Origin of the sequence: Streptomyces sp. NPDC014995 (genome assembly GCF_043080745.1) — a bacterium.
In the GTDB taxonomy this organism is placed as follows: domain Bacteria; phylum Actinomycetota; class Actinomycetes; order Streptomycetales; family Streptomycetaceae; genus Streptomyces.
The window spans coordinates 286,603-300,886 of record NZ_JBIBVX010000001.1 but is presented as its reverse complement, the minus strand read 5'-3'; the positions used below and the strand labels follow the sequence as shown (position 1 = coordinate 300,886).

Sequence of the window (14,284 nt, the reverse complement as noted above, 5' to 3'; positions counted from 1 at the left end):
GGGCCGTGCTCCGTTCGTCGTGACCGGTACGGTGACCGTGCTGGCTGAGCAAACGCTCAGTCGGTCGCCGATTGTTCCAGACGGACGACGACGGACTTGCTGGCCGGGGTGTTGCTGGTGTCCGCGGTGGCGTCCAACGGCACCAGGACGTTGGTCTCCGGGTAATAGGCGGCCGCACAGCCCCGCGCCGTCGGATAGAGCACGACCCGGAAGCCGGGCGCCCGCCGCTCCACACCGTCCCTCCACTCGCTGACGAGATCGACGTACGAGCCGTCGGCGAGCTCGAGCCGCCGCGCGTCCTCGGGGTTGACGAGGACGACCCGCCGCCCGTTCCTGATGCCCCGGTAACGGTCGTCCAGGCCGTAGATCGTGGTGTTGTACTGGTCGTGCGAGCGCAGCGTCTGCAGCAGCAGGCGGCCCTCGGGCAGCTTCGGGTACTCGACCGGCGCCGCGGTGAAGTTGGCCTTGCCGGTGGCCGTCGGGAAGCGGCGCTCGTCACGCGGGGCGTGCGGCAGGGCGAACCCGCCGGGGCGGGCCACGCGCGCGTTGAAGTCCTCGAAACCGGGGATCACGCGCGCGATGCGGTCCCGGATCGTCGCGTAGTCCTTCTCGAACTCCTCCCACGGCACCTTGCTGTCCTCGCCCAGCACCCGGCGCGCCAGCCGGCACACGATCGCCGGCTCCGACAGCAGGTGCGCGCTCGCCGGCTCCAGGCGCCCCCGGGAGGCGTGCACCATGCCCATGGAGTCCTCCACGGTCACGAACTGCTCGCCGCCGCCCTGCACATCGCGCTCGGTGCGGCCGAGCGTCGGCAGGATCAGCGCCCGCGCGCCCGTGACGACGTGCGAGCGGTTGAGCTTCGTCGACACGTGCACCGTCAGCCGGGCCCGCCGCATGGCCGCCTCGGTGACCTCCGTGTCCGGGGAGGCGGACACGAAGTTGCCGCCCATCGCGAAGAACACCTTCGCCTCGCCGTCGCGCAGCGCGCGGATGGCCCGGACGACGTCGAAGCCGTGCTCACGCGGGGGCGCGAAGCCGAACTCCCTCTCCAGGGCGTCCAGGAAGGCGGGCGCGGGGCGCTCGAAGATGCCCATCGTGCGGTCGCCCTGCACGTTCGAATGCCCGCGCACCGGGCACACGCCCGCGCCCGGGCGGCCGATGTTGCCGCGCAGCAGCAGGAAGTTGACCACCTCGCGGATGGTCGGCACGGAGTGCTTGTGCTGGGTCAGCCCCATCGCCCAGCACACGATGGTGCGCTCGGAGGCCAGCACCATGCGCAGGGCCTGCTCGATCTCCGCGCGCGTGAGGCCCGTCGCCGTGAGCGTCTCGTCCCAGTCGGCGCCGCGGGCCTGCTCCGCGAACTCCTCGAAGCCATGGGTGTGGTCCCTGATGAACGCCTCGTCGAGCGCGCCTTCCGTCTCCAGGACCAACTTGTTGAGGAGGCGGAAGAGGGCCTGGTCGCCGCCGAGGCGGATCTGCAGGAACAGGTCGGTGAGCGCGGCGCCCGCGGTGAGGCCCTTGGGTGTCTGCGGGTTCTTGAAGCGCTCCAGCCCCGCCTCGGGCAGCGGGTTGACGCTGATGACCTTCGCGCCGTTCGCCTTCGCCTTCTCCAGGGCGGAGAGCATGCGCGGATGGTTCGTGCCCGGGTTCTGGCCGGCGACGATGATCAGGTCGGCCTGGTACAGGTCCTCCAGCAGGACGCTGCCCTTGCCGATGCCGATCGTCTCCGACAGGGCCGAGCCGGAGGACTCGTGGCACATGTTGGAGCAGTCCGGCAGGTTGTTGGTGCCGAGCTCGCGCGCGAAGAGCTGGTACAGGAACGCGGCCTCGTTGCTCGTACGGCCCGAGGTGTAGAAGACGGCCTCGTCGGGGGAGGCGAGGGCGGTCATCTCCTCGGCGACGATGTCGAAGGCACGCTCCCAGGAGACCGGCTCGTAGCGCTCTGCCCCTTCGGGGAGGTACATGGGGTGCGTCAGCCGGCCCTGCTGGCCCAGCCAGTAGCCGCTGCGGGTCGACAGGTCGGCGACCGGGTGCGCGGCGAAGAACTCCGGGGTGACCCGGCGCAGGGTGGCCTCCTCGGCCACCGCCTTCGCGCCGTTCTCACAGAACTCCGCCGCGTGCCGGTGGTCCGGCTCCGGCCAGGCGCAGCCGGGGCAGTCGAAGCCGTCCTTCTGGTTCACCCGCAGCAGGGTCAGCGCGGTGCGCTTCACGCCCATCTGCTGCTGGGCCATCCGCAGGGTGTGCCCGATGGCCGGGAGGCCCGCCGCCACGTGCTTCGGCTCGGCGACCTGCGGCGCGTCCTGGACCGGATCGGCCTTGGGCGGCTTCGATGCCATCGCGGCTCTCCTTCGCTGGCACGGGTGAGGTGACCTGTGTCTCCGATCCTCGCACGCTGCGGTGACAGTGAGAGGGGGCGGGCTTGCGGAGCTCGTGAGCATTCCTTGCGGTGGTGGGGCGGGGGACGGGGGGCGGTGGCTGCGGCGCGGTGGTGGTTGGCGCGGGGCCTGGTGTGGAAGCGCGGTTCCGTCGTGGGTGGGTCGGGGTCGTGGCAGTGCGGCGAGTCCGTCGCCGGTTGGGCGTACGGCTGCCTGCCGGCAGTAGTGGAACTTGGCTGTGCAGCGCTGAGCGACGGGCTGCGCCGCACCGCCACGACCCACTCCCGCCGTCGTGCGAGTGCGGGAGCGTTCCGGGTGCCGGGTGCCGGGTGCCGGGTGCCGGGTGCCGGTGCGGTGTGTGGGGGGTCCGGACCGCCTCGGGTGCGGGTGCGGGGTGGGGAGGGGGGAGGAGGGCGGTGTGGGGTGGAGTGTCAGTGGGGCGTGGCAGGATCGGGGGCGTGGCAGAAACAGCATCGAAGAAGACCGAGAAGACCTCCGGCGGCGAGCGGCCCCGCCTGATGCTCATGGACGGGCACTCGCTGGCCTACCGCGCGTTCTTCGCGCTGCCCGCGGAGAACTTCACCACCGCGACGGGCCAGCCGACGAACGCGATCTACGGCTTCGCGTCGATGCTGGCCAACACACTGCGTGACGAGGCGCCCACGCACTTCGCGGTCGCCTTCGACGTCTCCCGGAAGACCTGGCGTTCCGAGGAGTTCACGGAGTACAAGGCGAACCGCTCCAAGACCCCGGACGAGTTCAAGGGGCAGGTCGAGCTGATCGGCGAGCTGCTCGACGCGATGCACGTCTCGCGGTTCGCGATCGACGGCTTCGAGGCCGACGACGTGATCGCCACGCTCGCCACCCAGGCCGAGGCCGAGGGTTTCGAGGTGCTGATCGTCACCGGCGACCGGGACTCCTTCCAGTTGGTCAGTGAGCACACCACCGTGCTGTATCCGACGAAGGGCGTCTCCGAGCTGACCCGCTTCACCCCGGAGAAGGTCTTCGAGAAGTACGGGCTGACGCCTTCGCAGTACCCCGACTTCGCGGCCCTGCGGGGCGACCCGTCCGACAACCTCCCGGGCATTCCCGGCGTCGGGGAGAAGACGGCCGCGAAGTGGATCAACCAGTTCGGTTCGTTCGCGGAGCTGGTCGAGCGGGTCGACGAGGTCAAGGGCAAGGCCGGGCAGAACCTCCGTGACCACCTGGAGGCCGTCAAGCTCAACCGCCGCCTGACGGAGATGGTCCGCACCGTCGAACTGCCCAGGACCGCCGCCGACCTCGCGCGCCTCCCGTACGACCGCAAGGCCGTCGCGATGGTCCTGGACACCCTGGAGATCCGGAACCCCTCGCTGCGTGAGCGGCTCCTCGCCGTCGACCCGGGCGGCGAGGAGGCCGAGGCGACCCCGGTGGTCACCGGTGGTGTGGAGCTGGACGGCTCGGTGCTGGGCACGGGCGAGCTGGCCGGCTGGCTCGCCGAGCACGGCACGCAGACGCTCGGCGTCGCCACCGTCGACACCTGGGCGCTGGGCACCGGTTCGGTCGCCGAGGTCGCGCTCGCCGCCGCCGACGGAGCGGCCGCCTGGTTCGACCCGTCGGAGCTGGACGAGGCCGACGAGAACGCGTGGGCGGCCTGGCTGGCCGCCGAGGACCGCCCCAAGGTCCTGCACGACGTCAAGGGCGCCATGCGGGTCTTCGCCGAGCACGGCTGGAGCGTCGCCGGCGTCTTCATGGACACCGCGCTCGCCGCCTACCTGGTCAAGCCGGGCCGCCGCTCCTTCGACCTGGACGCGCTGTCCCTGGAGTACCTGGGCCGTGAGCTGACCCCGCCCGCCGCGGCCGACGGCCAGCTCGCCTTCGGCGCGGACGACGGTGCCGAGGCCGAGGCCCTGATGGTCCAGGCCCGCGCGATCCTCGACCTCGGCGAGGCGTTCCGGGGCCGGCTGGAGGAGGTCGGCGCCGCCGACCTGCTGCGCGACATGGAGCTGCCCACCTCCGCCCTGCTCGCCCGCATGGAGCGGCACGGCATCGCGGCCGACCGGGCCCACCTGGAGGCCATGGAGCAGATGTTCGCGGGCGCCGTCCAGCAGGCGGTGAAGGAGGCGCACGCGGCGGCCGGGCACGAGTTCAACCTGGGCTCGCCCAAGCAGCTCCAGGAGGTCCTCTTCGGTGAACTGGGCCTGCCCAGGACGAAGAAGACCAAGACGGGCTACACGACCGACGCCGACGCCCTGGCCTGGCTCGCCACCCAGACCGACAACGAACTGCCGGTCATCATGCTCCGCCACCGCGAACAGGCGAAGCTGCGCGTCACCGTCGAGGGCCTGATCAAGACGATCGCCGCCGACGGCCGTATCCACACCACGTTCAACCAGACGGTCGCCGCGACCGGACGGCTGTCGTCGACGGACCCGAACCTGCAGAACATCCCCGTGCGCACCGACGAGGGCCGGGCCATCCGCCGGGGCTTCGTCGTCGGCGAGGGCTTCGAGTCCCTGATGACCGCCGACTACAGCCAGATCGAACTGCGCGTGATGGCCCACCTCTCCGAGGACGAGGGCCTGATCGAGGCGTTCACCTCCGGCGAGGACCTGCACACCACGGCCGCCTCCCAGGTGTTCGCGGTCGAGCCCGCCGCCGTGGACGCGGAGATGCGCCGCAAGATCAAGGCGATGTCGTACGGCCTGGCGTACGGCCTGTCGGCGTTCGGCCTGTCGCAGCAGCTGAACATCGAGGCGGCGGAGGCCCGCGCCCTGATGGACGCCTACTTCGAGCGTTTCGGCGGCGTACGGGACTACCTGCGCCGGGCCGTCGACGAGGCGCGGGCGACGGGCTACACGGCGACCCTGTTCGGGCGCCGCCGCTACCTTCCCGACCTCAACAGCGACAACCGTCAGCGCCGCGAGGCGGCCGAGCGGATGGCACTCAACGCGCCCATCCAGGGCACGGCGGCCGACATCGTCAAGATCGCCATGCTGAAGGTGGACCGCGCGCTGCGGGAGGCCGGCCTCAAGTCCCGCATGCTGCTCCAGGTCCACGACGAAATCGTCCTGGAGATCGCGCCCGGCGAGCGCGTGGCCGCGGAGGAACTCGTCCGCCGCGAGATGGCCGGCGCGGTCCACCTCAGGGCCCCGCTGGACGTGTCGGTGGGCGCGGGGGCGGACTGGGAGTCGGCAGCGCATTAGGCCCGGCGGGGGAGGGCACGGGGGCGGGTGCGCGGGCCGGGGCTCGGTCGGGCGCGACGGTGGTCTGCGTGGTGGGGCGGGAGCGGATCGGCTCGGCTGCGACCGCCTCCGGAGGGTGATGGAGCTGGGGCGGGTCGACGGGGGCTGCCGACCCGGGGGTGGGCTTCCTCGCCGGGTCCGTCCCGGGCCTCACGTCCCGTGGCCCGGGCGGGCGCCCGGCGCGTGCGTCGCCGGCCCTGTGACCAGTGGTTGTGCTCTCCGCCGCCCCGGTAACCCCCGGTACGTCCCCCGATGGGCCCTCACCCACGTGGCCCCCGCCAAGACGCCCCCTGCCGCTCCCGCCCGCCAAGATGCCGCCATGGGTATACGCATGCTTCACCGCCGGACGGCAACCGCACGCGTTCACGCCACGGCGACCGCCGACACGCAGGTCGACCCCGACGCGACGCCCTTGGGACGGCCCCTGCCGGCCGTCGCGGGCGGCGCCGCCACTCCCCGCATCCCCGGAACCCCCGTCACCGCCCTGCGCGCGGCCGCCGTACGGCTCGGCCGGCTCGCCCCGTTCTCCGGGGCCGAGGTCGCGCGCGGTTACCTGGCCCTCGCCCTCGGCTTCCTCGGCCGGCTCCCGAGACCCCGGGCGGGGCGTCGTATCACCGTCTTCGTCGCGAGGGTGACGCCGACCGGCGAGCCGTTCAGCGAACGCTGAGCTCGTCCGGCCGGTCCACGGTCTCCGGGGCGACCGGACGGGTCGCGCGCACGCCCACGGCGTACAGCAGCAGTCCGAGCACCAGCCCGGCGCCCGCGCCGAAGCACAGAGTCGGGATCAGCTCGTACGGCTTGGCCCGTGAACCCCAGTACTCCCACCACCGCGTCGCCCGCTGCACCGCCGCGACCAGCGCGCAGCCGCCGATCACGGCCCCGGCCCACCACCGGTCGCGGGCCGACAGCACCGGCACCCCGACCGGTTCGGCGGCGGGCGCCCTGCGCAGCGCGTACGCCACGAAGACCACGAGCACCCCCGCGGCCACCGCCGAACCGCCGTACTGCAGGTACCAGTACAGCGGTGAGCCCGCCACCGTCTCGCCGAGCACGGGGAACATCCGCATGCCCCACCGGTCGAGGTGGGTGAACTCGTCCCACACCACGTGCGTCAGCGCGCCGAGCGTCGCGGACACGTACCACCACAGCAGCGCGGACGGGCGGACCCGCGCGCGGGGCGCGCCACAGCGCGTCAGGGCGGCCGCGCGACCCTGCCGGGCCCGGGGCAGCAGGGCCACGAGCGGTTCGCGCACCAGCAGCCACAGCCCCACCAGCGCCCAGGCGACGAGCACGTCGACGGTGAACACGCCGGCGAAGGAGTGCGTGACGTCACCGAACTCCATGGCGCCGGACACGACACTCGCCGCGTAGTAGGTCATGTCGGGCGAGAAGGACCCCGCCACCAGGACAGCCGGGACGAGCCGTCCGCGGCCGGTTCCGTCGGTGCGCACGGCGGGCAGCACGGCCGCCGCGTGACTGAGGGTGAACGGCAACTGGGCTCCCCGCTGCGGACGTTGCCGGACAGTCCGGCCAGGAGTTCGACGACGTGACCAGTATGCGGGACGCCACCGACAGGCGAGCGGAGGTGGCCATGGAGTGAAGACCGTGTTCGAACGGGTGCCGGGGCAAAAGAAGTTGTCGTAGGGTCCTTTGGGTCGCCGTGCCCGCGGGCACGGTCGAACAACCGAACAGAACAGCGCGAACCGCCCAGGAGCGCAACCGTTCGGGCGGGAAGGTCGTCCCCACAGGGCGAGCGAGGCGGATCGTCCCCACAGGGGCGAGCGAAGCAGACGGATACGGGCGCTCGAGTGTCCACGGGAGGGGTTCACTTCATGTCGGCGCATTTCGGCAGCAGGCTGCGCAAGGGAGCGGTCAACACCACCGTGGCCGCGGTGGCGGTCGCGGCCCTGGCCGCGTCCCAGGCACCCGACGTCACGGCCGGCGGCCAGGCCGGCGGGCGGACCGCCGCCGACGCCCCGTCCGCCGACGCGGGCGCCGAGGACAGCGCCACCGGCAACTCGCCGTACTACACGGACCTGCCGCCGCTCAACAGCCCCACCCCCGCGCCGAGCCAGAGCGCCGGCACCACGCCGGCCGCCACCGGCGAGGCCGGCATCCCCGCGACCGTCCTGGACGCCTACAAGAAGGCCGCGGCGGCCCTCGCCGACGCCAAGCCCGGCTGCAACCTGCCCTGGGAGCTCCTCGCCGCCATCGGCAAGGTCGAGTCCGGCCAGGCCCGCGGCGGCAACGTCCGCGCCGACGGCACCACCCTCTCGCCGATCCTCGGCCCGGTCCTCAACGGCAACGGCTTCGCCAACATCAGCGACACCGACAACGGCGCCTACGACGGCGACACCACCTACGACCGTGCCGTGGGCCCCATGCAGTTCATCCCGTCCACCTGGGCGTGGGCGGGCCGCGACGGCAACGGCGACGGCAAGAAGGACCCCAACAACATCTACGACGCGGCCCTCGCGGCCGGCCACTACCTGTGCCGCTTCAACTGGGACATGGCCACCGACTCCGGGCTGCGCAGCGCGATCCTCAGCTACAACAACTCCACGGAGTACTTCAACACCGTCCGGTCGTGGCTGGAGTACTACCGCAAGGGCACCCACGAGATCCCCGACGGCACCGGCACCCTGCCCTCCAACCGCAGCGACGACACCAGCGGCGGCGGTGCGTCCACCTCCCCGTCGCCCACGCCGCCGACCACGCCCCCGGCGAGCCCCGGGCCCACCCCGCCGACGACGCCCGGCAAGCCCCCGAAGCCGGCCCCGCCCACGACGCCGGCCCCGCCGACCACTCCGGCCCCGACGCCGACCGACACGGTCGACCACCTCGAGGACGCTGGCACGGCGAAGCTCACCGCCATGGCGGGCGACGCGTTCACCCAGCGGATCAGCGCCCGCGCCGAGACCGACGCGGGCAAGGCCGTCGGCAAGGTCAGGATCCGCTTCACCATTGTCGGCGGCACCGACGCCACCTTCAGCAGCGGCGAGAACGTCGCCACGGTCGTCACCGACGGCAAGGGCGTCGCCACCGCGCCCGCCCTGCACGCGGGCGACAAGACCGGCACCTTCACCGTCCGCGCCACGGTCGTGGGCCGCGTGCTCCCCGTCCTGGACTACACGGCCACCGTCACCGACCGCGCCGCCGACAGCCTCGCCCGCACCAGCGGCACCGCGCTGACCTGCACCGCGGGCGGCGAGTTCACCGACCAGGTGGAGGTCAGGGCCACCTACAAGGGTGCCGTGGCGGACAAGGTCGCCGCCACCGCCACCCTGATCACGTCGGCCGACAACCCGACCGCGAACGACAAGGGCCCCTACTTCAAGGACGCCGCCGGCAACCCCGTCCGCACCCTGACGGGCCTGCAGACCGACTCCGCCGGCCTGCTGAAGCTGCCGAAGCTCTACGCCGACGACACCGCCGGCACGTTCCTGCTGCGCATCACCACCACGGGCGGAGCCACGCTCACCGTCGAACTGACCGTCACGGCGGCTCCGTCGTCCTCGCCGAGCCCGTCGGAGAGCACCTCCGAGAGCGCGTCCCCGAGCCCCTCCGAGTCGACGACGACCGGCTCGTAACGCACCTCCACATCACGGCGGCGCCCCCTCCACCCGAGCGGGGCGCCGCCGTCGTGCACGACGTGTTCTCATCTCGAGCGCCCGTTGCTACGGTGCCGGATCTGACGCCCTATCAGTTCCCGTGGCCGCCGCGCCGCACCGGGAGGCCCGTATGCGCGCCCTGATCGCCGCCGCGACCGGCCTCGCCGTCGCGCTCGCCCTGGTCCTCACGCTCACCGCCCTGGGCGCCCCCACGGGCACGACCTCCCCGAAACCGCTGCTGACGACGGTGCCCGCACACCCGTAACCGCCCGGGAGGGAGGCCGAGATGCGCCGCAAGGCCAGTCTGATCCTGCTCGCCCTCGCCGTGTTCTTCACGGCGCTGTCCCCACTGCTGCGCTGGTACGCCTTCCCCCGCCTGGCCAAGGTCCCGGCGAACGCGTACCAGGAGATGGTCCTGGAGGCGGAGAACGCCACCCTCCTCGACTACGGCACGATGACCGCCCGCACGGTCCCGAAGGTCACCATCGTCCAGACCCTCAGGGGCAACGTGGAGGCGTCGGAGAGGATCGAGAGGACCGCGGGCCGGGACGTCGTCGTCTGGGACGGCCTGTCCTACGTCCAGGGCCCCGACGGGAGGATGGTCTCCAAGGTCCCCGAGCGGTACATCTTCGACGCCCACACCCAGGAACCCGTCCACGCCACCGGCGAGATGGTCGACGGCGACCCGGTCCGACGGGAGGGGCTGGAGTTCAAGTGGCCGTTCCTGACGGAGAAACGGGACTACGAGTACTTCGACGCACAGGCCCGCCTCACCGCCCCCATCCACTACAAGGGCACCCGCGACTTCCGCGGTGTGAAGGTCTACTACTTCGAGCAGACCGTCCCCTGGACCAGGGTCCCCATGCCCAGGACCATGCCCGTCGCCGGCATCACCCCCGAGACCGTCGCCCGGACCGGCACCACGCGCTGGTACACCACCGTCCGCAGGTTCTGGGTCGAACCGCTCACCGGCGCACCCGTCTACGGCGAGGAGATCCACAAGGAGGAACTGCGCGGCGGCACCCTGCTCGGCGACCGCGACAAGGTGACGGCGTTCGCCGGACACGTGAAGATGCGCGAGGACTACATCGAGCACACCGTCGCCCTGGTCAAGTCCAACCGCACCCTGGTGCTGCTGATGACGTCCCACCTGCCCTGGGGCTTGCTGTTCCTCGGCGCCCTCCTGCTGTCCCTCTCCCTCTGGCTGGAGGCCCGCGGCCGCCGCCCGGACGAGCCCGCACCCACCGAGCCCGCCGCACCGGAGCCGGTCACCGCCTGAGCCGCGCGTTGGTGTGCCGGGTCGGCTCGGCACCGGCCGGGTCCTCCGGCCACGGATGCCTCGGATACCGGCCCCGCAGCTCCGCCCGTACGCCCTTGTAGCCGTCCCTCCAGAAGGAGGCGAGGTCGGCGGTGACCGCCGCGGGCCGGCCGGCGGGGGAGAGCAGGTGCACGAGCAGCGGCACCCCCGCGACACGCGGCGACTCCTGCAGCCCGAACATCTCCTGCACCTTCACCGCGAGCACGGGCTGCTCCGGGTTCGCGTAGTCGATCCGGATCCTGGACCCACTCGGTACGCAGATCCGCTCCGGCGCCAGCTCCTCCAGCCGGGCCGCCTCACCCGAGGCCCAGGGCAGCAGCCGGGCGAGCGCCTCCCCGGCGTCGATCCGCGCGAGATCGGCCCGCCGCCTGGCCCGGCCGAGCTCCGGCTCCAGCCAGTCGTCCACGCGCGCGTGCAGCGACGCGTCGGACACGTCGGGCCACGGCTCCCCCCGGTGCAGCCGCAGAAAGGCCAGCCGCTGCCGCAGCACGAGCGCCTCCGGCGACCACCGCAGCAGCGTCAGCCCCTCCTGCCGCAGCCCTTCGACCACCGCCTCCCGTACGAGCGCCGGGTCGGCGTCCCTGAGCGGCCGCACCGCCAGCTCCACGGCACCGAGCCGCTCGACCCGCCGGGCCACGACGTCACCGTCGGACCAGTGGACCTCCTCCCGCTCGTCGAGCAGCGGGCCGGCCGCGAGCCGGGCGACCTCCTCGTCGACGACCGCCGCGAGCTGCACGCGCGCGTGGCCCCTGCCCACGGGACGGTCGGCGACGGCGACGGCGAGCCACGGGGCGCCCCGCAGAGGGGACCCGTCGGAAAGCTCGGCCCGCGTACCGGAGACCATGAGATACGACCCGCCGTCGGGCCTGGCGACACGCTCCGGGAAGGCGAGGGCGGCCACGAGCCCGGCGACTTGATCCTCCCGGGTGCTCCGTCCGGCCCTGGGGCGGATGTCCGACGGCGTGTCACCGGTGGGCGGGCGGGAGACGTTCGCGGGGACGACGGCCCGCAGCCGCCGTACCTCGGCCCGCCACCGCGCCCCGTAGGCGTCACCCCCACGCCGCGCGGCGCGCACGGCGGCCGCCAGATCATCCCCGTACTCCCGCGGAGCCTCCTCGCTCAGCAGGGCGACCACCTCGGCGGCCCGCTCGACCCCCACCGACGCGGCCCCGTCCACCAGCGCCCGCCCCAGCCGGGGGTGCAGCCCCAGGCCGGCCAGCCGCGACCCCCGCCCCGTGGCCCGGCCGGCGGAGTCCACCGCGCCGATCGCCGTCAGCAGAGCCCTCGCCGCCGCCATCGCCCCGCCCGGCGGCGGGTCCAGCAACGCGAGCCCCGAGGCGTCGGGATCGCCCCAGCAGGCCACTTGCAGGGCGAACGCGGTCAGGTCGGCCACTTTGATCTCCGGGGCCGGGAAACGCGGCAGACGGGCGTCCTCCGCCTCCGACCAGCACCGGTAGACCACCCCCGGCGCCTCACGGCCCGCCCGCCCCGCCCGCTGCCTCGCCGCCGCGTGGGAGGCCCGCACGGTCGCGAGCGCGCTCAACCCGCGCGCGTGGTCCATCCGGGGCTCCCGCGCGAGCCCCGAGTCGACGACCACCCGCACCCCCGGAACCGTCAGCGACGACTCGGCCACCGAGGTGGCCAGCACCACCCGGCGCCGCTCGCCGGGCGCCAGCACCGCGTCCTGCACGGCCGCCGGCGCCCGCCCGTGCACCTGGAGCACGTCCACCCCGCCCAGGTCCCCGAGCTGCCCCGCGACCCGCGCGATCTCACCGACGCCCGGCAGGAAGCACAGCACGTCCCCCGACCGCTCGGCCAGCGCCCGCCGCACCACCGAGGCCACGTGCGCCAGCAGCGCCGGATCGACCCGCATGCCGTGCGGCGGCCGTACCGGACGGGCCGGGGGCGCCCAGACCACCCCCACGCCGAACGCGGACCCCCGGGCCTCGACGACCGGCGCGCCGCCCAGCAGCCGCGACCAGCCCTCCGTGTCGGTCGTCGCGGAGGCGGCCACCAGCCGCAGCTCGGGCCGCAGCGTCTCCCGTACGTCCCACAGGAAGGCGGCCGCCGTGTCCGCGTCCAGATGCCGTTCGTGGCACTCGTCCAGCACCACCACGTCGACGCCGGTCAGCTCCTGGTCGCGCTGGAGGCGTTGCAGCAGCACACCGGTCGTGACGACCTCCACGCGCGTGTGCCGCCCGACGACCCGCTCCCCGCGCACGGTGTACCCGACGCTCTCGCCGGCCTTCTCACCCAGCAGCCACGCCATCCGCCGGGCCGCCGCCCGTGCCGCGATCCGCCGCGGCTCGGCCACGACCACCCGCCGGACGGGCCCCTCGCCCAGCAGCCCGGCCAGCGCCAGCGGCACCAGCGTCGTCTTGCCGGTGCCGGGCGGCGCGGCCAGTACGGCGGTCCCGCGCCCGTCCAGGGCCTCGTTCAGGGCGGGCAGGGCGGCCCGCACGGGCAGCGCGTCCAGAGCGTCGTAACGGATCACGCCCCCAGTGTCGTACGCCCCCCGAAGACGCACCCCACGCGCGCGTGCGCGACCGGTCGCGGCCAGGACCTGTCCGGCCGGTCACGTCGCAGCCCGGCGATGTCGTCCCGGCGGTCCCGGACCCCGCGTCCGCGGCACGACCGGCCGGACGGGCCCGCCCTAGTCCCGCTCGCAGACGAAGATCGCCGTCCCCGGGATCAGGTTCCCGCGCAGGGGCGACCAGCCGCCCCACTCCGAGGTGTTCCAGGCCGGCCACTCCGGCTCGACCAGGTCCACCAGCCGCAAGCCCGCCGCCACGATGTCGCGGACCCGGTCGCCGAGGGTGCGGTGGTGCTCGACGTAGACCGCGCGGCCCTCGTCGTCCTGCTCGACGTAGGGCGTGCGGTCGAAGTAGGAACCGGAGACCGACAGGCCCTCGGGCCCGGGCTCGTCCGGGAAGGCCCAGCGGATCGGGTGGGTCACCGAGAAGACGAAACGACCGCCCGGGCGCAGCACCCGCCGCACCTCGCCGAGGACCAGCACCGGGTCGGCGACGAAGGGCAGCGCCCCGTACGCCGAGCAGGCAAGGTCGAAGGAGGCGTCCGCGAAGGGCAGCGCGGCCGCGTCGGCGCACACCAGCGGGAACGTTGCGCCGATGCGCAGGGCGTGCTGGAGCTGGCGGTGGGAGAGGTCCAGGGCGACCGGACGCGCGCCCTGGGCGGCCAGCCAGCGCGAGCACTGGGCCGCGCCGGCGCCGATCTCCAGGACGTCCCGGCCCGTCAGCTCCTCCACCGGGCCGAGCAGCCCGGCCTCCACCTCGTCCAGGCCCTCGGGACACCACACGAAGCGGTCGTCGCCGAGGAACGTGCCGTGCTCGATCTGGTACTCGTCCGCGTTGCGGTCCCACCAGCCCCGGTTGGCCCGGGCGCTCTCCGAGACGCCGGCATCGCGTCGGGTGGCCTCCGGCTCGAACACCGGCTCGGACGATACGAACTCTTGGATGACCGGCTCCCTCGTCGTACTCTTCCGTCCAACCCGCCCCGGCGGTGCCATCTGCGTGTCACACGCGGGCCGTCCTGCGGCCCAGGTGGCCTCAGGAGACAGGTTTTGTGCCGGGTATGCGGCGATCCGCCCCGGGTGTGCGCCTTCGCGCATTGACCCTGCCCGGCTGCCCCCGTATGCTACAAGTTGCGCTGCGGGCCTGCGCACCTCAGACGTAGCAGGCTGCGCTCGCATCTGTTGTATGTCCCCTCGGTTGTCGAGGCGTCATCACCGGTTCACCG

At 73.4% G+C, this 14,284-nt stretch carries 9 protein-coding genes; 5 read left to right on the top strand and 4 right to left on the bottom strand.

The annotated features are described in order from the left end of the window. Positions 1-56 precede the first annotated feature (56 nt). Entirely contained in the window at positions 57-2,336 is a 2,280-nt protein-coding gene (locus tag ACF1A1_RS01365; protein WP_391644180.1) for an FdhF/YdeP family oxidoreductase, read from the bottom strand. Positions 2,337-2,833: 497 nt separating this feature from the next. Between ACF1A1_RS01365 and polA the strand changes: the two genes are divergently transcribed. Together polA and ACF1A1_RS01355 are read left to right on the top strand one after the other, a co-directional pair. Next, on the top strand, positions 2,834-5,560 hold the full coding sequence (gene polA / locus ACF1A1_RS01360) for a DNA polymerase I (protein WP_391644178.1): 2,727 nt from the start codon (positions 2,834-2,836) through the stop codon (positions 5,558-5,560). Positions 5,561-5,918: 358 nt separating this feature from the next. Next, positions 5,919-6,266 carry a hypothetical protein gene (locus tag ACF1A1_RS01355; protein WP_391644176.1) on the top strand — a complete coding sequence of 116 codons (348 nt, stop codon included), beginning with the start codon at positions 5,919-5,921 and terminating at the stop codon, positions 6,264-6,266. On the opposite strand, the gene ACF1A1_RS01350 is transcribed toward ACF1A1_RS01355, so the two are convergent. Next, entirely contained in the window at positions 6,253-7,092 is an 840-nt protein-coding gene (locus ACF1A1_RS01350) for a DUF4184 family protein (protein WP_391644174.1), read from the bottom strand. The genes ACF1A1_RS01355 and ACF1A1_RS01350 overlap by 14 nt on opposite strands. Positions 7,093-7,431: 339 nt before the next feature. On the opposite strand from ACF1A1_RS01350, the gene ACF1A1_RS01345 reads away from it, so the two are divergent. The 3 genes from ACF1A1_RS01345 (at position 7,432) to ACF1A1_RS01335 (ending at position 10,489) form a co-directional block, all read left to right on the top strand. Beyond that, positions 7,432-9,189 carry a lytic transglycosylase domain-containing protein gene (locus tag ACF1A1_RS01345; RefSeq protein WP_391644172.1) on the top strand — a complete coding sequence of 586 codons (1,758 nt, stop codon included), beginning with the start codon at positions 7,432-7,434 and terminating at the stop codon, positions 9,187-9,189. Between the two features lie 151 nt (positions 9,190-9,340). Then, the gene (locus ACF1A1_RS01340; RefSeq protein ID WP_391644170.1) at positions 9,341-9,475 is read left to right on the top strand and encodes an SPW_0924 family protein; all 135 of its coding nucleotides are present in this window, start codon (positions 9,341-9,343) and stop codon (positions 9,473-9,475) included. 21 nt (positions 9,476-9,496) lie between these two features. Then, a complete protein-coding gene (locus tag ACF1A1_RS01335) occupies positions 9,497-10,489 on the top strand; it encodes a DUF3068 domain-containing protein (RefSeq protein ID WP_391644168.1) in 993 nt (330 codons plus the stop codon). Here the strand turns inward: ACF1A1_RS01335 and hrpB are convergent. Both hrpB and ACF1A1_RS01325 read right to left on the bottom strand, forming a co-directional pair. Then, positions 10,479-13,022 (bottom strand): ATP-dependent helicase HrpB, encoded by a 2,544-nt coding sequence (gene hrpB / locus ACF1A1_RS01330; RefSeq protein ID WP_391644166.1) that lies wholly within the window; start codon positions 13,020-13,022, stop codon positions 10,479-10,481. The genes ACF1A1_RS01335 and hrpB overlap by 11 nt on opposite strands. Positions 13,023-13,181: 159 nt before the next feature. Beyond that, positions 13,182-14,054, bottom strand: coding sequence for a class I SAM-dependent methyltransferase (locus ACF1A1_RS01325; RefSeq protein WP_391644164.1), 873 nt, complete (start codon positions 14,052-14,054; stop codon positions 13,182-13,184). Positions 14,055-14,284: the final 230 nt, after the last annotated feature.

Excerpts from the sequence above, each read along its gene's own strand:
- ACF1A1_RS01355 (WP_391644176.1), top strand. The coding sequence starts at position 5,919 with ATGGGTATACGCATGCTTCACCGCCGGACGGCAACCGCACGCGTTCAC.
- ACF1A1_RS01325 (WP_391644164.1), bottom strand. The coding sequence starts at position 14,054 with ATGGCACCGCCGGGGCGGGTTGGACGGAAGAGTACGACGAGGGAGCCG.
- ACF1A1_RS01345 (WP_391644172.1), top strand. The coding sequence starts at position 7,432 with ATGTCGGCGCATTTCGGCAGCAGGCTGCGCAAGGGAGCGGTCAACACC.
- ACF1A1_RS01335 (WP_391644168.1), top strand. The coding sequence starts at position 9,497 with ATGCGCCGCAAGGCCAGTCTGATCCTGCTCGCCCTCGCCGTGTTCTTC.
- ACF1A1_RS01340 (WP_391644170.1), top strand. The coding sequence starts at position 9,341 with ATGCGCGCCCTGATCGCCGCCGCGACCGGCCTCGCCGTCGCGCTCGCC.
- ACF1A1_RS01365 (WP_391644180.1), bottom strand. The coding sequence starts at position 2,336 with ATGGCATCGAAGCCGCCCAAGGCCGATCCGGTCCAGGACGCGCCGCAG.